The organism is Exiguobacterium sp. LL15 (genome assembly GCF_024436095.1).
Taxonomy (GTDB): Bacteria; Bacillota; Bacilli; order Exiguobacteriales; family Exiguobacteriaceae; genus Exiguobacterium_A; species Exiguobacterium_A indicum.
Window position 1 is genome coordinate 1 of record NZ_JANFNX010000003.1, and the last position, 20,496, is coordinate 20,496.

Annotated in this window: 25 protein-coding genes, 10 tRNA genes and 1 riboswitch; of the genes, 7 read left to right on the forward strand and 28 right to left on the reverse strand. The window is 47.7% G+C overall.

Going from position 1 to position 20,496, the window contains the following annotated elements:
* Positions 1-94: 94 nt before the first annotated feature.
* The 19 genes from NOM72_RS13000 to acpS form a co-directional block, all read right to left on the reverse strand.
* A tRNA-Ile gene (locus tag NOM72_RS13000) sits at positions 95-171 on the reverse strand.
* Positions 172-189: 18 nt separating this feature from the next.
* Positions 190-266: transfer RNA gene (locus NOM72_RS13005), tRNA-Arg, on the reverse strand.
* Positions 267-270: 4 nt separating this feature from the next.
* A tRNA-Leu gene (locus tag NOM72_RS13010) sits at positions 271-357 on the reverse strand.
* A 17-nt stretch (positions 358-374) separates the two neighbouring features.
* Positions 375-450: transfer RNA gene (locus NOM72_RS13015), tRNA-Lys, on the reverse strand.
* A gap of 7 nt (positions 451-457) precedes the next feature.
* Positions 458-529: transfer RNA gene (locus NOM72_RS13020), tRNA-Gln, on the reverse strand.
* A gap of 4 nt (positions 530-533) precedes the next feature.
* Positions 534-609 (reverse strand) — tRNA-Asp (locus NOM72_RS13025).
* Between the two features lie 36 nt (positions 610-645).
* Positions 646-721, reverse strand: a tRNA-Val gene (locus NOM72_RS13030).
* Positions 722-724: 3 nt separating this feature from the next.
* A tRNA-Glu gene (locus NOM72_RS13035) sits at positions 725-799 on the reverse strand.
* Positions 800-848: 49 nt separating this feature from the next.
* Positions 849-940 (reverse strand) — tRNA-Ser (locus NOM72_RS13040).
* Positions 941-947: 7 nt separating this feature from the next.
* Positions 948-1,022: transfer RNA gene (locus NOM72_RS13045), tRNA-Asn, on the reverse strand.
* 149 nt (positions 1,023-1,171) lie between these two features.
* Positions 1,172-1,612: a SprT family protein gene (locus NOM72_RS13050; RefSeq protein WP_023469618.1), complete on the reverse strand. Its 441-nt coding sequence runs from the start codon at positions 1,610-1,612 to the stop codon at positions 1,172-1,174.
* Positions 1,609-3,729: a Tex family protein gene (locus tag NOM72_RS13055; RefSeq protein WP_255999311.1), complete on the reverse strand. Its 2,121-nt coding sequence runs from the start codon at positions 3,727-3,729 to the stop codon at positions 1,609-1,611. The genes NOM72_RS13050 and NOM72_RS13055 overlap by 4 nt, the downstream gene beginning before the upstream one ends.
* Before the next feature lie 63 nt (positions 3,730-3,792).
* Positions 3,793-4,590 (reverse strand): RNA polymerase sigma factor SigB, encoded by a 798-nt coding sequence (gene sigB / locus NOM72_RS13060; RefSeq protein ID WP_023469620.1) that lies wholly within the window; start codon positions 4,588-4,590, stop codon positions 3,793-3,795.
* A complete protein-coding gene (gene rsbW, locus NOM72_RS13065; protein ID WP_023469621.1) occupies positions 4,556-5,038 on the reverse strand; it encodes an anti-sigma B factor RsbW in 483 nt (160 codons plus the stop codon). Before rsbW ends, sigB begins: the two co-directional genes overlap by 35 nt.
* On the reverse strand, positions 5,035-5,361 hold the full coding sequence (locus NOM72_RS13070; protein ID WP_023469622.1) for an STAS domain-containing protein: 327 nt from the start codon (positions 5,359-5,361) through the stop codon (positions 5,035-5,037). The genes rsbW and NOM72_RS13070 overlap by 4 nt, the downstream gene beginning before the upstream one ends.
* Before the next feature lie 194 nt (positions 5,362-5,555).
* Positions 5,556-5,906, reverse strand: a complete 351-nt coding sequence (locus tag NOM72_RS13075) for a type II toxin-antitoxin system PemK/MazF family toxin (protein ID WP_023469623.1) — start codon at positions 5,904-5,906, stop codon at positions 5,556-5,558.
* A gap of 3 nt (positions 5,907-5,909) precedes the next feature.
* Positions 5,910-6,134, reverse strand: coding sequence for a hypothetical protein (locus tag NOM72_RS13080; protein WP_023469624.1), 225 nt, complete (start codon positions 6,132-6,134; stop codon positions 5,910-5,912).
* Positions 6,135-6,273: 139 nt separating this feature from the next.
* On the reverse strand, positions 6,274-7,347 hold the full coding sequence (gene alr, locus NOM72_RS13085) for an alanine racemase (protein ID WP_023469625.1): 1,074 nt from the start codon (positions 7,345-7,347) through the stop codon (positions 6,274-6,276).
* Positions 7,325-7,705, reverse strand: a complete 381-nt coding sequence (acpS, locus tag NOM72_RS13090) for a holo-ACP synthase (RefSeq protein ID WP_055969547.1) — start codon at positions 7,703-7,705, stop codon at positions 7,325-7,327. The genes alr and acpS overlap by 23 nt, the downstream gene beginning before the upstream one ends.
* Positions 7,706-7,773: 68 nt before the next feature.
* On the opposite strand from acpS, the gene NOM72_RS13095 reads away from it, so the two are divergent.
* A complete protein-coding gene (locus NOM72_RS13095) occupies positions 7,774-8,514 on the forward strand; it encodes a rhomboid family intramembrane serine protease (protein ID WP_023469627.1) in 741 nt (246 codons plus the stop codon).
* A gap of 48 nt (positions 8,515-8,562) precedes the next feature.
* Here the strand turns inward: NOM72_RS13095 and NOM72_RS13100 are convergent, their stop codons facing one another.
* The 3 genes from NOM72_RS13100 to NOM72_RS13110 are packed head-to-tail and all read right to left on the reverse strand — an operon-like array spanning position 8,563 to position 9,611.
* A complete protein-coding gene (locus NOM72_RS13100; protein ID WP_023469628.1) occupies positions 8,563-8,826 on the reverse strand; it encodes a hypothetical protein in 264 nt (87 codons plus the stop codon).
* A 19-nt stretch (positions 8,827-8,845) separates the two neighbouring features.
* Positions 8,846-9,346, reverse strand: a complete 501-nt coding sequence (locus NOM72_RS13105) for a hypothetical protein (RefSeq protein ID WP_023469629.1) — start codon at positions 9,344-9,346, stop codon at positions 8,846-8,848.
* Positions 9,336-9,611 (reverse strand): 4a-hydroxytetrahydrobiopterin dehydratase, encoded by a 276-nt coding sequence (locus NOM72_RS13110; RefSeq protein ID WP_255999312.1) that lies wholly within the window; start codon positions 9,609-9,611, stop codon positions 9,336-9,338. The genes NOM72_RS13105 and NOM72_RS13110 overlap by 11 nt, the downstream gene beginning before the upstream one ends.
* A 163-nt stretch (positions 9,612-9,774) precedes the next feature.
* Here NOM72_RS13110 and NOM72_RS13115 point away from each other — a divergent pair, with 163 nt between their 5' ends.
* Both NOM72_RS13115 and NOM72_RS13120 read left to right on the forward strand, forming a co-directional pair.
* Positions 9,775-10,308, forward strand: a complete 534-nt coding sequence (locus tag NOM72_RS13115; RefSeq protein WP_023469631.1) for a cysteine hydrolase family protein — start codon at positions 9,775-9,777, stop codon at positions 10,306-10,308.
* A 17-nt stretch (positions 10,309-10,325) separates the two neighbouring features.
* Positions 10,326-11,777, forward strand: coding sequence for a nicotinate phosphoribosyltransferase (locus NOM72_RS13120; protein ID WP_023469632.1), 1,452 nt, complete (start codon positions 10,326-10,328; stop codon positions 11,775-11,777).
* A gap of 50 nt (positions 11,778-11,827) precedes the next feature.
* Here NOM72_RS13120 and NOM72_RS13125 read toward each other — a convergent pair whose 3' ends face one another.
* On the reverse strand, positions 11,828-12,154 hold the full coding sequence (locus NOM72_RS13125; protein ID WP_023469633.1) for a hypothetical protein: 327 nt from the start codon (positions 12,152-12,154) through the stop codon (positions 11,828-11,830).
* Between the two features lie 142 nt (positions 12,155-12,296).
* Between NOM72_RS13125 and NOM72_RS13130 the strand changes: the two genes are divergently transcribed.
* Positions 12,297-12,788 carry a YwpF family protein gene (locus tag NOM72_RS13130; protein WP_023469634.1) on the forward strand — a complete coding sequence of 164 codons (492 nt, stop codon included), beginning with the start codon at positions 12,297-12,299 and terminating at the stop codon, positions 12,786-12,788.
* Here the strand turns inward: NOM72_RS13130 and NOM72_RS13135 are convergent.
* On the reverse strand, positions 12,785-13,375 hold the full coding sequence (locus NOM72_RS13135) for a histidine phosphatase family protein (protein WP_133208387.1): 591 nt from the start codon (positions 13,373-13,375) through the stop codon (positions 12,785-12,787). The two genes, NOM72_RS13130 and NOM72_RS13135, sit on opposite strands and share 4 nt — an antisense overlap.
* Positions 13,376-13,392: 17 nt before the next feature.
* Positions 13,393-14,382: an alpha/beta hydrolase gene (locus NOM72_RS13140; protein WP_051353637.1), complete on the reverse strand. Its 990-nt coding sequence runs from the start codon at positions 14,380-14,382 to the stop codon at positions 13,393-13,395.
* A 170-nt stretch (positions 14,383-14,552) separates the two neighbouring features.
* Between NOM72_RS13140 and NOM72_RS13145 the strand changes: the two genes are divergently transcribed.
* Both NOM72_RS13145 and NOM72_RS13150 read left to right on the forward strand, forming a co-directional pair.
* Positions 14,553-15,566: a metal ABC transporter solute-binding protein, Zn/Mn family gene (locus tag NOM72_RS13145; RefSeq protein ID WP_023469637.1), complete on the forward strand. Its 1,014-nt coding sequence runs from the start codon at positions 14,553-14,555 to the stop codon at positions 15,564-15,566.
* A gap of 69 nt (positions 15,567-15,635) precedes the next feature.
* A riboswitch (SAM riboswitch) is annotated at positions 15,636-15,740 on the forward strand.
* An 80-nt stretch (positions 15,741-15,820) separates the two neighbouring features.
* Positions 15,821-17,131: a Na+/H+ antiporter NhaC family protein gene (locus tag NOM72_RS13150; RefSeq protein WP_255999313.1), complete on the forward strand. Its 1,311-nt coding sequence runs from the start codon at positions 15,821-15,823 to the stop codon at positions 17,129-17,131.
* Positions 17,132-17,174: 43 nt separating this feature from the next.
* On the opposite strand, the gene NOM72_RS13155 is transcribed toward NOM72_RS13150, so the two are convergent.
* Positions 17,175-17,378 carry a hypothetical protein gene (locus NOM72_RS13155; protein ID WP_255999314.1) on the reverse strand — a complete coding sequence of 68 codons (204 nt, stop codon included), beginning with the start codon at positions 17,376-17,378 and terminating at the stop codon, positions 17,175-17,177.
* 158 nt (positions 17,379-17,536) lie between these two features.
* Here NOM72_RS13155 and NOM72_RS13160 point away from each other — a divergent pair, with 158 nt between their 5' ends.
* The gene (locus NOM72_RS13160; RefSeq protein ID WP_255999315.1) at positions 17,537-18,349 is read left to right on the forward strand and encodes an aldo/keto reductase; all 813 of its coding nucleotides are present in this window, start codon (positions 17,537-17,539) and stop codon (positions 18,347-18,349) included.
* Between the two features lie 124 nt (positions 18,350-18,473).
* Here NOM72_RS13160 and NOM72_RS13165 read toward each other — a convergent pair whose 3' ends face one another.
* The gene (locus tag NOM72_RS13165; protein WP_029342856.1) at positions 18,474-18,935 is read right to left on the reverse strand and encodes a hypothetical protein; all 462 of its coding nucleotides are present in this window, start codon (positions 18,933-18,935) and stop codon (positions 18,474-18,476) included.
* Between the two features lie 86 nt (positions 18,936-19,021).
* Positions 19,022-20,467: an alanine/glycine:cation symporter family protein gene (locus NOM72_RS13170; protein ID WP_055969563.1), complete on the reverse strand. Its 1,446-nt coding sequence runs from the start codon at positions 20,465-20,467 to the stop codon at positions 19,022-19,024.
* Between the last annotated feature and the right edge of the window lie 29 nt (positions 20,468-20,496).

The following is a 20,496-nucleotide window of genomic DNA, read 5'->3' on the forward strand; positions in this document are numbered from 1 at the left end:
CGAAGCTTGCGCTTCATTCGTTTTTGTATTCCGTAGAATACGATTTTTGCCTCATCGTTCAGTTTTCAAAGTTCGTCATTGTTTGTTTTGAAAATGGTGGGCCTAAGTGGACTCGAACCACCGACCTCACGCTTATCAGGCGTGCGCTCTAACCAGCTGAGCTATAGGCCCGTCAAAGCAAACAAAATATGGTGCACCCTGAGAGATTCGAACTCCCGACCCCTTGATTCGTAGTCAAGTACTCTATCCAGCTGAGCTAAGGGTGCGATATGGTGCGGTCGAGAGGACTTGAACCTCCACGATGTTGCCACCACTAGGCCCTCAACCTAGCGCGTCTACCGATTCCGCCACGACCGCAAATATGAAATTAAAAATGGTGTGTCATGCAGGATTCGAACCTGCGACCCTCTGATTAAAAGTCAGATGCTCTACCAACTGAGCTAATGACACATAAAAACTGGGCTGGAAGGGATCGAACCTTCGCGTGCTGGAATCAAAATCCAGTGCCTTACCACTTGGCTACAGCCCAAAAATGGCGGTCCTGACGGGATTCGAACCCGCGATCTCCTGCGTGACAGGCAGGCATGTTAACCGCTACACCACAGGACCGCAATTTGAAGTTGTAAACAACTCTTTAAAAAGAAATGGTGGAGGATGACGGGATCGAACCGCCGACCCCCTGCTTGTAAGGCAGGTGCTCTCCCAGCTGAGCTAATCCTCCATATGGTGACCCGTACGGGATTCGAACCCGTGTTACCGCCGTGAAAGGGCGGTGTCTTAACCGCTTGACCAACGGGCCATATCGTAATTAATAATTATTCTCAAGAAACATTTTCACATAAGAGGTCTGGCGGAGATGGAGGGATTCGAACCCTCGCACCAGTTTCCCGGCCTACACCCTTAGCAGGGGCGCCCCTTATAGCCACTTGGGTACATCTCCAAAAGAATGGCTCCGCAAGTAGGATTTGAACCTACGACCTACCGGTTAACAGCCGGTTGCTCTACCGCTGAGCTATTGCGGAACGTTACGTTCTGTTCGGAACACTTTTATATAGTAGCAACTTTTTTTCTTTCCGTCAATGCTTTTTTAAAAAAGTTTTTAGCGACGATAAGTTGTTTAGTTGCTGTCGTTTTGACGACTTCTATAATTTATCATGCTCCGAAATGAACGTCAACTACTTTTGTAAAAAATCTTTCCACGACATCGACCACATCGATATCTCTCCGTATTCATGCGTCTTTTCCTTCTATATAATGTGCTGCATTTCTCACATTCATAAAGATAGGATTTTTTTTCGTCTTCTTGTCTTCTCGGACTGTATCGAAGCCCATCGTAGCGCTCTAACCATTCCTTGAAGTCTTGATCTTGATGACGGTGTCCCATTCCTGCTAGATGTAAATGGTAGTGACACAGTTCATGAATCACGATTCCGCGGAAGACTTTCATGTCATCGATATATCGTTTATTGAAGTCTAAATGATGATCGCCTAAGAAATAGCGACCACCTGTCGTCTTCAGCCGTGGATTAAAATAAGCTTTATGTCGAAACGGTAAGGAAAATACGTCGAGCGACAGTTGCTCGACGTATCGTTGTAATTGTTCATTCGTCATTTCGGCGGAACCAGTGTCAAACCAATCCGTCCCCGCTCTGGTTCAACATTCGTCACCCATACTGTCACGATATCCCCGACAGCGACGACATCAAGTGGATGCTTGACACGTTTACGACTGAGCTTCGAGATATGAATCAATCCATTCTCTTTCACTCCGATATCAACGAACGCACCAAAATCAAGAACATTCCGGACTGTCCCTTGGAACTCCATCCCGACTTGGATCATATCCATCGATAGAACATCTTGGCGGAGCAACGGTTTATCGAGCGCTTCCCGAGGGTCACGACCCGGACGTTGTAACGCTTCGATGATGTCACGTAATGTCGGCTCTCCGATCTCGAGCGTCTGTGCCATCTCCGGTAATGACAATGTAGACAATTGTTCCCGCACCGCATCCGTTCCAACTTGATCTAGCGTTAAGCCTAGTGTCTTAAATAACTTCTCGACTGTTTTGTACTGTTCCGGATGAATCGGCGTCCGGTCGAGCGGATGCGTACCTTCTAGAATTCGCAGGAATCCTGCTGCCTGTTCGTAGGCTTTTGCACCAAGACGAGGAACTTTCAATAATTCCTGGCGTGTCTTAAACGTCCCAAGTTCCGAGCGGCGTTCAACGATTTTTTTCGCTGTCGCCTTCGTGATCCCTGCGACGTAACTCAAAAGCGGTTCTGACGCTGTATTAACATCAACTCCGACTTGGTTGACGACCGTCTCGACGACAAAATCAAGCGTCTCCTTCAGTTTCGTTTGCGAGACATCATGTTGATATTGACCAACTCCAACAGACTGCGGGTCGACTTTGACAAGTTCAGCGAGTGGATCCTGCAAACGACGCGCAATCGAAATCGCGGATCGTTGTTCGACCTGAAGCTCTGGAAACTCCGTCCGGGCAATCTCTGAAGCGGAATAAATACTCGCCCCTGCCTCGTCGACGATTGTAAAGGCGATATCTGTTTGCCCCTTCATCCAGTCCGCAACAAATGCTTCTGTTTCCCGTGAAGCAGTTCCGTTCCCGATCGCAATCAACTCGATTCCATATGTATCAACGAGCTGCGAAAGGGTTTGACGTGCTTCTTTTGCTTTTTGCTCTGACATCGTCACGTAAATGACGCCGACTTCCTTCATTTCACCTGTCGGATCGATGACTGCCCACTTACATCCTGTCCGGTAGGCCGGATCCAGTCCCAACATGACTTTCCCTTTCATCGGTGGTTGCATGTAGAGTTGACGGAGATTCTTACCAAAGACGTCAATCGCTTGGAACTCTGCCTTTTCCGTCAGTTCATTTCGAATTTCTCGTTCGACGGCAGGAAAGACCGATTTTTTATAGCCCGTCGTGATCGCCGCTTCGACGATATCACGTTTCTTTGGCGCCAGTTGTGCGTAGGAACGAAGCAATGTCGGTAAAACCTGTTGTTCCTCTAACACGACTTTCACAGAGACGATTTTCAATGCTTCCGCACGGTTAATCGCAAGAATCCGGTGCGGAACGATCTGTTGAATCCGTTCACTGTAGGCATAATACTGTGCAAAGACACCTTTTTCATCGACTGCATCCTTTTTCTGTTTCGTGACGATTTCTGCTGAACGGCGCATTTGCTTACGAATGAACTCACGCACCGTCGCTTGTTCGCCCCACTCCTCGGAAATGATCGATTGTGCCCCAGTAAGCGCTTCTTCCGGATCCAGCCCATTGCTCAAGCGATGGAATGTCGCTTCATCATAAGCAGACTTGTCGCGGAACCAGTCGGCAAGTGGTGCAAGCCCTGCTTCCCGTGCAATTTCCGCCTTTGTCCGACGTTTTGGTCGAAACGGTAAATAGATATCTTCGACTTGTTGTAACGTCGTCGCTTCCTCGAGCGTTCGACGGAGTTCCGGCGTCAATGCACCTTGCTCCTCGATTTTTTCAAGGACGTCACTCCGTCTACTTTCAAGTTGCGTTAATTGTTTATGTCGATCGAGAATCGCTTTGATCGCGACCTCATCGAGTTCACCTGTCTGTTCTTTCCGGTAGCGGGCGATGAACGGAATCGTACCGCCTTCTTCCGTCAATTGTAAGACTGCCTTCACTTGCGCAGGACGTACATTCAATTCACTTGCGATTCTCTTTTCCATCTGCTTCACCTCTCATTCATTATACCGAAGAACGCATGGAAAAGAAAAAAGACTGACACGAGGTCAGTCTTTTGAGAATACTTCATTTGGTTCGACTTTGATCGCTTCACGTAACTTCTGCAAAGCACGTCGTTGGAGACGGGAAACATGCATTTGTGAAATGCCGAGTAGTTCGCCCGTTTCTTTTTGACTCATATTGCGGTAGTAGGCACATTCGAGAATCGAACGTTCGCGGTCCGTTAAGACAGCAAATGCCTTTTCAAGAATCAGACGCTGATCGACGGAGTCGTAGCCGTTTTCTTGATTCCCGACGAGGTCGAGTAACGTAACAGTACTACCTTCCTGATCTGCCTCAATCGAACTATCGACGGATAATGCTTGATAGCTTTTACCCATCTCAAGTGTTTCGAGGACCTCCTCTTCCGATACTTCAAGACGCGCAGCAATCTCATCGATGCGCGGAGAGCGTTGCAACTCCGTCGTCAACTCCTCGACTGCCTTCTTGATTTTCGGTCCGAGTTCCTTGATGCGACGTGGAACGTGAACGCTCCATGTCTTATCGCGGATGAAACGTTTGATTTCACCGATGATCGTCGGAACAGCAAACGACTCAAAACTGCGACCGAATTCCTTATCGAAGCGACGAAGCGCTGCAAGCAACCCAATCATGCCGACCTGAACAAGATCGTCATGAATCGGTCGACCACGCGAGAACTTTCGGGCCAAAGCTTCTACCAAGTCTGAATAACGCTCGAGTAATGCCGCATGCACTTCCTCATCTTGGTCGTCCTGCTGATACAAATCAATCAGTCGAAGTACTTCATCATCACTGTGATGGCGTTGTTGAGACTTTGCTGGCACTTTGACCCACCTCATCTCTATTCATATATTTTGTCATATGGACAGTGACGCCGTTCGCTTTCTCGATCGTTACTTGATCCATCAATGCTTCGATCATCAAGATACCGAGTCCTCCTTCATGCAAGGAATCGAGATCGTGTGCATCCGTAATCGGTTCACTTTGGCGTTTGACCTCATCTTTATCGAACGTAATGCCGTTATCCTTGACGACAATCTCGAGACGATCATCCGGATAGACGTTACATGTCAAGGCGATGCTACCATCTTCTTTTCCTTCGTACGCATGTTGAACAGCGTTCGCACATGCTTCTGAGACAGCGATCTTGATATCTTCGATGTCATCATACGTGTATCCCATCCGGTTGGCGACACCTGAAACCGTCAGACGGGCAATGGCTACATATTCCGGTTTTGCCGGTAATGTCATGTTTAGTTGTTCGTTCTTCATTGCGTTCCACCTCTTACACCACTATCAATTGTAATGATGCTTGAAAGACCTGTAATTTCGAATAGACGACGGATGCGTTCAGAAACGCCGACGAGCGTGAACGATGTACCGTTCTTTTTCGCTGCTTTGAGTGCTCCGACGAACACGCCGAGACCTGTCGAATCCATGTAGTGTACTTCATCCAAATGGACGACGACATCGTTTGTTTCAACTGCCGGGACTAGTTCTTGGCGAAGCTTTGGTGCTGTATACGTATCAATCTCACCTGCGATATAAAGATGCGTCTGACCGTCAAGCTGCTCTGTTTTAATTGTTAAATCCATCTTCAAGTTCCTCCTCAAGGAAAATCTGTCTATGTGGTCTTGCTATTCATCCTACCTCATCCCTTTATAAAAAGGTCACTTGGGTATGTTTCCCCGTAAAGAAAACTTTAAAACCCATTTCATAAAAAAAGAGGTCAAAAAAAGTCGCATACGCTAGTATCGACTCTTCTTGTGTTGCGCTTCTATGTAAGTGCCTAAAAATCAACCAAGCCTAAGCTGATTGCGACGGCACTATTTACTTTCATCATCGTGTCTGGATCTAGATGTGTGACTTTATCCGTTAGACGGCGTTTATCAATTGTACGGATTTGCTCAAGTAAGATGACCGAATCACGTTCTAATCCGTGTCGCTCTCGATATACTTCCACATGGGTCGGTAGTTTGGCTTTGTCGATCTGTGCCGTGATCGCAGCCACGATGACTGTCGGGCTGAATCGGTTACCAATATCATTTTGTAGAACAAGCACGGGACGAACTCCCCCTTGTTCCGATCCGACCACAGGTGACAAATTTGCATAAAACACGTCGCCACGTTTGACTATCAAAGCTTACACCCCGCTTACTTGACGTAGGAGTGAGAACTCCGCCTCCGTTTCAATCTGGAACATTTCGCCAACGATCGATAAATTGATTGCTGCCATTTCTTCGTAACCACGTTTCAATTCCTCACGTAGCTGACGCTTGCGTTCTTCGGTCGTATGGTTCGACTTCATCCCAATCGTCTCCTTCGCTACATTTCGCTCAACAAACTGCATTTCCCGTTGTTGGACCAAGATAATGGCACCTCCAGATTCACTGAAACCTTAACGAACGACTCACTTTCTACTTCAATATATCAGTCGAATTCAGAAAATACAATCAAAATTCAAACAAATAACATATTTTTGCCATCTTATTGATGTCTTGTACGAATCATTGACGCGGCACGCGCTTCGAGAATTGGCAGAGAACTTCATAGTTGATTGTCCCAAGCCAATGGGCTGCTTCCTCGATCGGTGCCCCTTCTCCAATCAGAATGACTTCCGTTCCGATTGGATATTCCCTTGGTAATCGAATCATGAGCCGGTCCATGCAGACTCGACCAACGATTTCACACGGTAGACCGTCCACAATCAATGAGTAGCCTTGGAACTTGCGTGACCAGCCATCCGCGTAACCGATCGGAACAGTACCGATCCATTCATCCGTCGGTGCCGTATAGGTCGCCCCGTAACTGATCGTTTGACCGGGCTCGACTTGTTTGACCTGCATCAGACGACTTTTCAGTGAAAACGCCGGTTTTAAGAACTCGTAATGTCCTGCCATCTCATCCGACGGCATCGCCCCATATAGAGCGATACCGACTCGAACGACGTTAAACGGCGCTTGACCTGCTAGACGAATCGCTGCCGCCGAATTGGCACAGTGGATGTAACGGATATCCGGTACTAGTGCGACATACGATAAAAACGTTTCAAGTTGGCGTTCGAACAATCGGCTGTTCAACTCGTCAGCAGTCGCGAAATGCGTATAGATGCCTTCGAGTTCGACGAGATCATCATCACATTCAGCAAGAATTCGCTTCAACTCATCGACATGTTGCAGTCCGAGTCGTCCCATTCCGGTATCGACCTTGATATGCAGACGAAGATGATCGATTTCTGTCAAATGACGTTTCGCTTCCTGAAGCCAATCGGCTGAAAAGACAGGAACGGCGACATCATAATTCGAAGCGACCGTCGCATGTTCCGGTAGTAAAGCCTCAAGCATCAAGATCGGTGCTTGGATACCCGCTTCTCGCAACTCGATCGCTTCTTCGAGGAGCGCGACGGCGAGTAAGTCGGCTCCGTTCTCAAGAGCGATCTCAGCGACCGTCACTGCCCCGTGACCATAGCCGTCCGCCTTGACGACCGCCATCACCTGTTGTTCGCCCATCCGTGTTTTGATTTCGCGTATATTATGTGCGATCGCTTCCCGATCGATTTCAATCCAAGTTGGTCGGTACATCCCATTCCCTCTTCTCTAATAAGACTTGCGCAGATGCATAATGCTCTGAATGTGTGATCGAGACGTGGATGACGCCATCGAATGGTCCACTCATGATCGGTCGCCCTGTCTCATCGTTTAAAATTTCAACATCTTGCCAGGAAACTTCTTTTCCGACGCCGGTTCCGAATGCTTTGACGAACGCTTCCTTTGCAGCGAAACGTCCAGCGAGGTACTCGATGCGACGGTGTCCTGAGAGCGATTGATAGCGTTCCTGCTCTATCTGCGTTAAGATTCTTCCGGCAAAACGTGGCTGCCGCTCAAGCGTTTGCTCGATTCGATCCAGTTCCACCAAATCGATGCCAATTCCATAAATCATCCGAGACGCCTCCACAGTTCTATTCTTCGCCATCTTCATATAGAATGAAGATGAAGCGAGGTGTTGTCATGTTTAGTCGAACGGAAAACCTACAAACGTTCACACGTTCTTATCCGGTCGTTTCGTTGTTCATTTTAATCCAAGTCGCCCTGTTTGTCATTGAACAGTTAGGTGCACTCCTCAATCTGACGTTCTCTCCTTTAAGTGCAGGCGCAGCAATCAATCTCTTAATCGGACAAGGTGAATGGTGGCGTGTCGTCACGGCCACGTTCTTGCATTATGATTTTTGGCACATTGCGTTCAATACGTTTGCTCTCGTCATCTTCGCTCCACCGCTCGAGCGGATGATCGGACATGCTCGATTTGCCGCTTTTTACTTGCTCGTTGGTACGCTCGCAAACATCTTGACGTACTTCACGAAAATCAACGAACCGTTTTACGGTCAAGCTGGAGCATCGGGTGCCATTCTTGGTCTGCTTGGGTTTTATGTCTACTTGAGCCGATTCAAGCGGACAGTCATCCTAGCAGACGATACACGTCTTGTGTATATCTTTACTGCGGTCACGGCAGTCTTTACGTTACTTGGCTCAAATGTCGCTGTATTCGGTCACTTGTACGGTTTCGTCCTCGGATTCCTCTTCGGATTCGTCTTTGGTAATCGTGCCGTTCCATTCACACGTCCGTTCCAAACCGGTCGTCGATCGAGCGGTGGACCTGTCTTCGTAAGCGGTTCTGGTCAACTCGGTCGGATCTTCTTCTATATCATCATCGCGTTTGCCGTACTCGGATTATTCTTCCGCTACTTGTAAAATGGCATAAAAAAAGGACTCCGCTACACGCGCGAGTCCTTTTTTTGCTTATTTGCGAAGTACTTCTGCTAAGTCCTTCACGTCGTCAATCAGATTATGGATCGTCTCCTGATTGTCCGTATAGAGTGCTTTTAGTTCTTCAAAGCGCCCTTTTGGATCTTGTTTGACAGCAGACAATTGTGTTCCTGCGCCGCTGAATGTCCGTTTCACTGCTGCAAACTGCGCTTGGCGCGTATCTTTATGCAGTAGTGATAAAGTAGCGCCGACGAGTGCGCCACCGAGTGTTGCTACGACAAAATAGTTCTTTTTCATCTGTTAGTCCCCCTGCATCTCACTCATTTGTTGGTGGTACGATTTGATACCGTTTCATGACGGGAGAAGGCGCGAACGACTTCCCTGCCTCTTCAGCATACTGGTCTACCGTAAGACGTTCAACTGATTTTGCATAACGAGCTCCGTCCCCTGTCTCTTGGAACTGAATCAATAAGGCAAGATCCGTTCCCTTCTCGACACGTCCAATCCGAAATGCCTGGAAGCCACCGTATTCTGCTCCGATGACTTTCGGATTCGACATCACTTGATGTACGAATAGATCTCCGCTATTTTGATCTGCCGGAATCGACCAGTAGAAGAGACTGCCTTCATCCGAAAAATTGCCACGTGATTCGAGCAACGTGTAGGTATTGCCACTTTGAAAAGGTGATTTCGAGTCCGTCTCCATCCAGAGGATGGCATCGCCGCTTCCGCTAGCGACACGAATATGAGCATCACGGGAACGAATTTGTTCAACGAACGAACCGCTACCGAATGTAATCGAAAGTTTAGATGGCATCACAGGCCTCCGCAAGTTGAAAGTCTTTTTCCGTCAATCCGTTTTCATCATGAGTCGTCGCTGCAAGTGTGACGTTTTTATAGTCGATCATGATTCGTGGATGATGATTCAAGTTTTCAGCGATACTTCCGACTTCCTGTACGAAATCCAGTGCCGCAGGAAACGATGCAAGTGTATAGGTCCGGACGATTTCATCATCCACGACACTCCAATCTTGCAACCGCTCAAGACGCTCTTCCACTTCATACTCATTCAACCTAGCCATCCCTTTCTCCTCCTCTACTATCATTTTCGTCCTATACCTTATACCCCATTCTTTTACTTCTCTATACCTGTTTGTATCCGATTTCTTCCTTTTGCCTTCTGTGTGAGATAGAGTACAATGTGAAAGAGAACACTAATTCAAAATCGGAAAGGGGCTTACGCATATGCGCGCTCTGATTGTCATTGATTACACGATCGATTTCGTTGCTGACGAAGGAAAGCTGACTTGTGGAAAACCAGGACAAGCGATTGAAGATCGAATTGCTACGTTGATGGAGGAGTTTTCAACGGAAGACTACGTCGTCATCGCTAACGATATTCACGAAGAAGGCGATACATTCCACCCGGAAACCGTCCTCTTCCCGCCACATAATATCCGCGGAACACATGGACGTGATCTGTTCGGGAAAGTCGCAGCCATGGCACGGGTCGCTGATCACGTCATCGACAAGACGCGTTATAGTGCGTTCGCCGGGACGGACCTCGATTTACGCTTGCGTGAACGCGGTATCCACGAAGTCCACCTCGTCGGTGTCTGTACGGACATTTGTGTCCTTCATACAGCTGTCGATGCCTACAATCTCGGATATCGTATCGTCGTTCATGCCGATGCGGTCGCAAGCTTTAACGCGACTGGTCACGAGTGGGCGCTTACACACTTTAAACAATCGATCGGCGCAGAAGTCGTCGGCGAATAAGAAGGGATCTGTCCGTCATGTTACAACGTAATCTTGCACTCCATACCGATCTGTACTTACCACGGTGGATGTACATCTATTGGAAAGAAGGACGTCATAATGAACGTGCCGTCTTTGATGTTTACTACCGTTCGAATCCGTTCGCAGGAGGCTATGTCGTCTTTGCGGGTCTCGAAAATATCATCGAGTATATTCAAACACTCCGTTTCACGGAAGAAGATATCACGTACTTGCAAGAGATGATTGGCTTCCCGGATGAGTTCAAGGATGAACTGCGTCAGTTCAAGTTCAATGGCTCGATTTCAAGTGTCAAAGAAGGCGAGATCGTCTTCCCGAACGAACCACTGATTCGGATCGAGGCACGCATCTTTGAAGCAAAACTCTTACAGACCGCGATTCTGAACATCGCGAACCACGAATCGCTCATCGCGACGAAATACGCACGTATTCGTCAATCGGCTCCCCGTGCGAAGTTCCTCGAAGCTGGTGCCCGTCGCGCGCAAGGCATCGATGCCGCTTACTTCGGTACGCGTGCTTCATACCTGGCTGGTTTTGACGTCACAAGTCTTGCTTCAGCAGGACGCGACTTCGGCATTCCGTGTGGTGGAACGATGGAACATGCCGACATTCAATTCCACGATGACGAATTGACGGCATTCCGGACATTCGCTTCTCATTATCCGGATCAGGCGACATTACTCGTCGATACGTACGATACGCTCAAGAGTGGTCTTCCGAATGCGATCACGGTTGCGAAGGAACTCCAAGCCAAAGGGCATAAACTGCGCGGCATCCGGATCGATTCTGGCGACTTATCCTACCTGTCAAAACGTGCCCGTAACATGCTTGACGAAGCTGGCTTCCCGGAAGTCGACATCGTCTTATCAGGGGACCTCGACGAATACGTCATCCAGGACTTGCGCATCCAAGGTGCCCAAGCCAATACGTTCCTCGTCGGAACACGCGGCATCACGGCTTACGAGCAACCGGCTCTTGGGATGGTCTACAAATTGGTCGCACGTGAAGTAGATGGCGAGCTCGTACCCGTCATTAAAGTATCCTCGTCAAAAGCCAAGACGACGACGCCCCATATCAAGGAAGTCTATCGCATCATCGATCCGGTGACGGATAAGTTCAAAGGCGATTACGTGACGTTGATGGACGAAGATCCGTCAACACTTGAAGCTGTCGATCTCATCGACGTCCGGGACCCATCGTTCCGGAACCGCATCGAACAGTTCAAGGTCGAGCGCTTACTTGAACCGATCTTCAAGGATGGAGAGTTGATCTATACAGTGCCGACGATCGAAGAGAGTCGCCACTTCCACGAAACACAGATTGGTCGTCTGTGGGAAGAGTACAAACGACTGCGCTTGCCAGAGATCTATGCTGTCACATTCAGCGATCGTCTCTGGAAGCTCAAACTCGACATGATTCGGGATACCCGACTGGCAAGTGGGTTAAAATAAGACGCCAAAAAGCGCCGTTCTTCCTCCCTCAGGATGAACGGCGCTTTTTCTCATGTTAATCCTGCTTCGTTTCCGACAGGTGTCATTTCTGTTGGCGCTTGTTCCATCTTCTTACGAAAGTACCATGCGAAGCCAAGTGCACCTCCGATGAAGACGATATACGTGATGCGTTGACCGAATTCAGCTAAGGAATCCGCGTAGAAAATACTGATTAAATGATCACTTCCACTAATGAGTAGCAAACAGGCAATCAGGAGCGCAATGCGATATGCAAGCGTCGGGCGGTCTGTCGGTTCAGCATGCCAATACATGATGATATGGTGGGCAAGTAGAATGATACCCAGGATTCCTAATATTCCAATGAGTACTTGCGGCATAATGAACGATCCTCCTGTTTAGTAGTATCTAGTCTTATTTAAACATAGTTCATACGAATTTCGTCAGGAAAAGTTTCCCGTCTTACATTCCTCACGGTATACTGTAGGAAAATCGTAAGCGATCAAGGGAGGGCATTTTTTCATGAAAACCTTTAAGTTATGCACATTACGCATTTTAATGGATGAGTCAGGACGTGATACGACGATTCCCGTCGCCATTCAGGACGGATTGACGGTCAGTACCGAACAGACGGCACAGTGGGTTGCAGAAATCGTCGTTCCTCCAACGGATCAGCCGATCGTCGATGAATTGTTCACAAAACATTTACGTGCTTTGATTGAAATCACGATCTCACGACCTGATAATGACCCTGCCGCGATGATCGTCACGCCTCTTGAACGGACTGTCTTAAGCGAAAACGTCTCATATGTCTTCACGGGTAAGATGGTCATGATGAAAAATGATTTATCTGAATCGATCTTACGCGAAGTCGTCGAAGATGGATTCGCTGGCGAAGAACTCGTTCAAGAGTATAAGGATCGTCGTTCAAAACGTGGTGCCCATATCACAAGTATCGCTAAAGAAACGTTCAAACAATATTTGACAGAGCATCCGAACACACCCGTCTCTTAAGGTTTTTCGACCTCGTCCGTGATGTGGTCTGCTACGTTGATGCGATCAATCGTATAGTGATCTGTATGATGGATATAATTCGCACACGCGTTTTTCAAAGGTGTCCGGTAACTGAATGTCGCATCAATCGACGATAATGCTGCCTTGATCGTATGCGAGTGACAAACGATTAGAATTCGTTTCCCTTCATACATGCGTGTCGCTTCCTGTAGCGCATCGAACACGCGATCCTGGATGGCTTGTTCCGTTTCGAGACCCGGCACAAGCGTCGTATCGTTCGCTTGAACAGCTTCGTAAATCGCTGCGACCGGTTCACCGGAAGCGGCTCCAAATTCGCGTTCGACAAGTCGCTCATCTGTCGCTGTGATCGTTAAACCAACAGCACGACCGATGATTTCCGCTGTCTCAACGGCACGCGACAAGGGACTTGCTAACAAGACATCCCACTTTTCATTCGATAGATAAGCGGCGCTGAGTTCCGCTTGTCTTCTTCCTGTTGCATTCAACGGGATATCTTCTCTTCCTTGGATCCGTTCGTTTAAGTTCCAATCCGTCTGACCATGCCGCACTAAACAAATTTCAGTCATGTCTCTGTCTCCCTCATTTAAGAAATATGACTGATTGTATCATGTTTTCCATTCGGAAGTTGTCGCGGTGGCAACAGTAGTACCTGACAGGTGAAATGTTCAATTCGTTCAAGTAATCGCTCGATCTTTAACGGATTTTCTGTCTGAGCGAAACTAGCTAGTGAGTGCGTACCATTCGGAAAGGAAAATAACCGAACATCCGCTCCGACATCTGCTCCTTTCTCAACGAAATGCAAGGCTTGAGAAAACGGAACAATCGGATCTTTTTTACCGTGCAAAAGCATGATTGGTGGGGCATCTGACGATAAATGTGTGACGGGTGAGACGTGCGTCATCAGCTTGCGCCATTCTTCTCGCCCCCCCTTGTAGAACTTAATGTGGGCAATCCAAGTTTGAATGAAATTAAACAACAAAAAGTTCGTCGGTGGATATAAAGCGATCACACCACTGATCAATGGCATGTGCCGCTCATCACGCTCACCGACGAAAGCAGATGGGGCAAGTGCCGTCGTCAGCATGAGTGCAGCTCCGGCTGAGTCTCCCCATACCATCATCCGTCCTCTTAGAATGCGAAGGTCCTCTGCTTCCTTGTTCAAAAAACATAACGCATCCCGTACATCCTCGAGGTTATCCGGAAAATAACTGCCCTCTTCGAACAAACGATACTCAATACTACAGACGGCAACTCCGAGTTCAAGTAGGCGGTCAACGATTGGACTAAAGCAGAATATGTCATCACGCTCCCCACGAACGAATGCACCACCGTGTGCATAGATGGCAACTGGAAACGGTCCTTCCCCCGGCGGATAATAGAGATCGAGCTGTAAGGTGCGGTCCCCCACCTGTTTATAGATGAGTGTCCGCGGTGCAAGTTGTTTTTCTGTGAGTGGCAAGGCGGGTTCGGTCCATCGAAGTAGTGCACCATAATTGTTCCAAATACTCGCTCCCGCTGCTGCCGTCGTCAATAATGCAGCTCCCCCCATTAGCCATGCAGTTTCACGTTTCACTTGATCACCTCCAAAAAGACGTGCCAGTTTCTTCACTTTATTATCCTTCTACCCCGTTTTAAAAGATGTCGAACGTCTCGGTATTCCTACTTGACGCTTCACCAGCGTTCCGCTATAGTGAGAAAGTCCAAATCGGAATAGTTACGTTTTAATAATGGAGGTATCATATAATGAAAAAAATTATTCCTGCTTTAACAATCGCCTTCGCGAGTGCAAGTGTCCTCGCCGCTTGCGGTTCGAATACCGATTCATCGACTTCAGATAAAACCCAGACAGAAGTCTATGCATCGACGTTCGCAACAGCTGCTATTGCCCGCGAAATCGGTGGTGATCAAGTCGACGTCAAGATGATCGTCCCACCTGGAGCAGATCCTCACTCTTACGAGCCGACGTCAAAACAACTCACTGAAATTGCTAAGGGTGACTTGTTCCTCTTAACGGGCACGACGCTCGAGCCATATTCGAAAAAAATTCAGGAGAGTCTAAACGGCACGGACGTCCGCTTCGTCGAGACGAGTAAGGACGTCAACTTACTGGAATCTGATGCTACGCTTCATGCACATGAAGAAGAGGGGCATAGTGAAGACGAACATGCCCACGAAGAAGAAGGGCACGATGATCACGCAACGGATGAACCTGCGCATGAAGAAGAAGGCCATGACCACGGAAAATACGATCCACACGTCTGGCTCGATCCTACCAATGCAAAAGCAATGGCACGCTCGATTACAACTGCTTTATCAAAAGAAGTACCAAAAGACAAAGCGACATTCGAGAAAAACTTAAAAGCGTTCGATCAGCAAGCTGACGCACTAGATAAAGAATTCAAACAAGCCGTCGCTGATGGATCGAAAAAAGAACTTCTCGTTACGCATGCCGCTTACGGTTACCTCGCAGAACGATATGGTTTCACACAACTGCCGATCGCGGGAATTTCTCCTTCCGATGAACCGTCACAAAAGCAACTGGCTGCTTTAGTGAAAGAAGCACGGATGCATGATTTGAAATACGTCGCGTTCGAAGAGACGGTCTCACCGAAGGTCGCACGTGTCATCCAAAAAGAAATCGGAGCTGAATCCGTGACGATTCATAATCTAGAGTCCGTCACGAAAGCACAGCAAAACAGCTCTTATTTTAAATTGATGGAAGAAAACGTCCAGACGTTAAAACAAGCACTTCAGTAAAGTACAGTTGACACGCGTTACTCAATGCGGTACGGTAAGAAACGTGTTTTACAACAATTGAATGACTTCTTTTTATCGCGAGAAACGGAGGGACTGGCCCAATGATGTTTCGGCAGCGGACGATTTGATTCGTACTGTGCCAAATCCAGCAAGCGAAAGCTTGAGAGATAAGAAGAGCGTCTTTATTTCATAAAGACCTCCTTCTTTCTTGCGAAGGGGTCTTTTTTGTATCTTTGAGAAACGAGGTGTCAACAATGAATGAAACGATCACGCCTAACAAATGGGCACTGCTTCCCCTCGTCGTATTCCTGGTCCTCTTCATCGGAGCCGGGATCTTCTATGACGACTTTTACAAATTTCCGATCCTTATCGCCGCATTGATCGCTTTGATCTTTGCTGCAATCACAACGAAAGGATCCATCAATCAAACGGTCGAACGAATCGCAACGGGTGCCGGAAATCCCGATATCATGATCATGGTCTTCATCTTCTTATTAGCCGGTACGTTTTCTGGAACGGCAGAAGCAATCGGTGCCATCGATGCAACCGTCAATGCTGCTTTGACGTTCCTACCTCCGTCATTACTGATGAGTGGTCTGTTCATCATCGCTGCCTTCATCTCGATGGCAATGGGAACATCGACTGGAACGATTGCTGCACTCGCGCCGATCGCCTTCGGTATTCATGAAGCGACAGGCATCAACGTTGCGATCGCAGCAGCGTCAGTCGTTGGTGGTTCGATGTTCGGCGATAACCTGTCGTTCATCTCGGATACAACGATCGCTGCCGTCCGTACCCAAAAAACGAACATGCGCGATAAGTTCCGGACGAACTTCATGATCGTTCTCCCAGCTGCTATCTTGACGATCATCTTACTTGCGTTCGTTTCTGGCTCTGGCGATGCGGTAACGGCCAAAGCATTCGAGTTCTACAAGCTGATTCCATATCTCGCCGTCATCGTCCTTGCGCTATTTGGTGTCAACGTCATCCTTGTCCTCGTCGGTGGTACATTGCTCACTGGTATCATCGGTATGATTGACGGTAGCTTCGGCTTAAGCGGTTTCGTCCTCTCGATGTCAAAAGGAATGATTGGCATGGCGGAGATTTCCATCTTGACACTCCTCATGGGTGGTCTCGTCAGCTTGATCACGTTCAACGGTGGAATCGTCTACTTGAAAGAGACGTTGACGCGCAAGATTTCTCAGCGTCGCGGTGCCGAATTCAGTATGGCAGCACTCGTCAGTGCGACGAATCTCGCAACGGCGAACAATACGATCTCGATTCTCGTCGCTGGACCACTGGCGGCTGAAATCGCTGATACGTACGAGATTGATCGTAAGAAATCAGCGAGTATTCTCGATATCTTCTCTTGTGGTATCCAAGGCATCATTCCGTATGGCGCGCAACTCTTGATTGCAGCAGAATTGACGAAAACGGCTTCACCGGAACTGATTCCGTATCTGTTCTATCCGTTCCTTCTCTTCGTCTGTGGATCGATTGCCATCTTCTTTGGATTGCCACGCATGAAGAAGACAGCGACGAAGCAAGAAAGAATTTCTTCGTAACCATAAAACAGGTCCAATCGCGTCGACGATTGGACCTGTTTTATTATTTTTTCTGCTTCGCTTGTCGTTCTAAGATTAAGTAAGCGATTGCCGGAAGCGGGAATTGAACGAGTCCAGCACCTCCCCAAACCCATGGATTACGTCCTGACTTTCGCGCACTAAGAAACAGACCCACTGCCTGCGTGACTAACAAGGCACCAATACTAAGCCAAGCTCCCTTTGATAGCTTTTTATTCTTTTGAGCCATCTGTTATCCTCCTTTTTCGGACAGGCATTCAGATTTTATTACGCTTCTATTTTATATCATATCCTATTTCTCCATGAGCATAGAAACGGACGTCTTCGTTCGTTCATGCTAAACTAAACGAGCAAATCTAAACTACGTTTTATGAGGAGGAGTAACACATGCAATACGCAAAACTTTCAAACGGTATTACGATTCCCCAAATCGGATTCGGTGTCTGGCAAGTAGATGAAGAGACAGAAGCACCTGCTGCTGTCGCTGAAGCATTACGTGTCGGCTATCGTCATATCGATACGGCTGCTGTCTATAAAAATGAACGCGGTGTCGCGAAAGGAATCAAGGAAAGCGGCGTGAAACGTGAGGAGCTCTTCTTAACGTCAAAAGTCTGGAACGATGATATTCGTGCCGGTCGGACGAAGGAAGCATTCGCAGAATCGCTCGAACGTCTCGAAACAGATTATCTTGACCTCTATCTCATCCACTGGCCAGTCGAAGGCTATATCGAAGCGTGGAAAGCAATGGTTGAACTGTATGAAGAAGGCAAGATCAAAGCGATCGGTGTCTCGAACTTCAAAGAACATCACCTCGATACATTGGCAGAAGAGGGCTTGATGGCACCAATGATCAACCAAGTCGAGTTGCATCCACAATTACCGCAACACGAACTGCACGAATACTTGCAAGATCACAACATCCAAGTCGAAGCATGGAGCCCACTCATGCAAGGGAAATTCCTCGAAATCAATGATTTCAAGGAAATCGCAGAGAAACATGGCAAGACACCTTCACAAGTCGTCTTACGTTGGCATCTCGACAACGGCATCGTCGCTCTTCCAAAATCCGTTACACCAGCACGAATTGCGGAAAACTTCGACGTCTTTGATTTCCAACTCGATGCCGATGATCTTGAGAAAATTGATCGTCTGGCAACAGATGTCCGCCTCGGACCGGATCCAGACGAAATCGATTTTTAATCTGGCAATTCACGTAAAAGAGAACATCTTCCATATGAAGACGTCTTGATTCATCTGAACGATGAGAGACCCGTTTCCAGTCTACGACTTGGAAGCGAGTCTCTTTTTTTATGCTTGAAGCTGTTCAGACATAATAAATTAAAATCGTATCTTCCGCTTCTTCTGCTTTTTGAAAATAGGCGCGTAAATCAGCAAACTGTTCCCAGATATCCTCGAATTCGCCCGGTGTTCCAGCTTCATCATGAATCGAAGCGAGTGCCCGTTGATCGAAATTCCGCATCACCTCAGCCGATATGATGAGGAGTGGCAAGGGAAGAATACCGACAATCGCCGCTTTCTCCTCATTAACAATCAACTCTTCGCCAACGATCGCTCGTCCCAGGTTGTAATGTGTGTCTTGATCAATGTAGATATCGATTTGATTCATCAAATGATAGATGGCGTTCGTCTGTTCGAGAGCGAATAATTGTTCATGATCGGGTTGTGTCTCATGAATGAATAAAATCCAGTCCATGATGATGTGGGGATCGTTTCCGAACGACTCCCAGACCGCATCCGTGACGCGGACGAAATGTACGTTTTCCATTCTCCCCCTCCCTTCTGTACTCTGTATTCCCTTTTTAAATTCGTTCTATACAAAAAAAGAGCCAGATTTCTCTGACTCCCTTTTCCTTAGATTGCTTTTTCGTCTTCTTTTGATTCCTGCCATGCTTCAAGCGTATCTTTCCCTGGCAAGTTCGGAATCGAGTCCGCATAAAACCGTGGCTCTTTCCCTGCTTTTCGTTGTGTCATGTAATCATCTAGGGCAAGCTTCGCAATCTTTGCGAGACGGAAAATCGCATACAGATTGACGATCGCCATGAGTCCCATGAAGATGTCCGCTAACGCCCACACGAGACTAGCCGACTCGACAAGTGAACCGAAGACGATCATGACGAGGACGAGTACGCGGTATGCCATCATGACTTGTTTATTTTCACGGATGAAGTTGATGTTCGATTCACCGTAGTAGTAGTTTCCGACGACGGAACTAAACGCAAATAGGAAGATGGCGAGTGCCATGAATCCTGTCGCAAATGATCCAACTTGTGATGCAAGTGCGCCCTGTGCTAAATCAATACCAGCTAAGGCATCTCCATTCGCATCTTTTGTCGGAACTCCACTGACGAGAACGATCATCGCTGTCGCCGAGCAGACCATCAATGTATCGACGAAGACCGCAAATGATTGAATCAAGCCTTGTTTGACCGGGTGAGAGACTTCCGCTGTTGCCGCTGCGTTCGGTGCTGAACCCATACCGGCTTCGTTCGAGAACAAACCGCGACGAATACCATTCAGAACGGCCGCCCCGATTGCTCCCCCTGCTAATGTCTTAAACTCGAATAATCCTTCTTGGAAAATCAATTTAAAGACACTTGGTAATACTTCAAGATTCGTCACCATGATATAGAGGGCGATTAAGATATAACCACCTGCCATGATCGGAACCATGAATGAAGCGACTGTCGCAATACTGCGGACACCACCAAAAATGATCAGTGCCGTCAAGACGACTAATCCGACCGTAATCCATATCTTATCCACGCCATATTGACTTTGTAGAGAAAGCGAGATCGTATTCGATTGGACAGAGTTAAAGACAAAACCAAATGAGATCGTGATCAGAACACTAAAGACAATTCCTAACCACCGTTGTCCAAGCGCTTTTTCCATGTAATAGGCTGGACCACCACGCCATTCTTTTCCGTCACGTACCTTGTAAATCTGAGCAAGCGTACTTTCGACGAATGCTGACGCCGATCCAATCAAGGCAATTAACCACATCCAGAAGACTGCTCCCGGACCGCCGAGTGCGATTGCAGCCGCCACACCCGCGATGTTTCCGGTACCGACACGTGCTGCCGTACTGATCGCGAATGCTTGAAACGGGGAGACACCGTCTTTTCCATCATCTGTCCCTTGGAACAATAAGCGAATCATCTCCGGAATCATCCGGAATTGAACGAATCGCATCCGAAATGTAAAATAAATGCCTAACACGACGAGTAACGTGATCAATACATTTGTCCATAACAAATCACTGACTCTATTCACTAACGTCATTAATTCCTTTTCCATCAAATCTCCTCACTTCCATCCATCTTTTC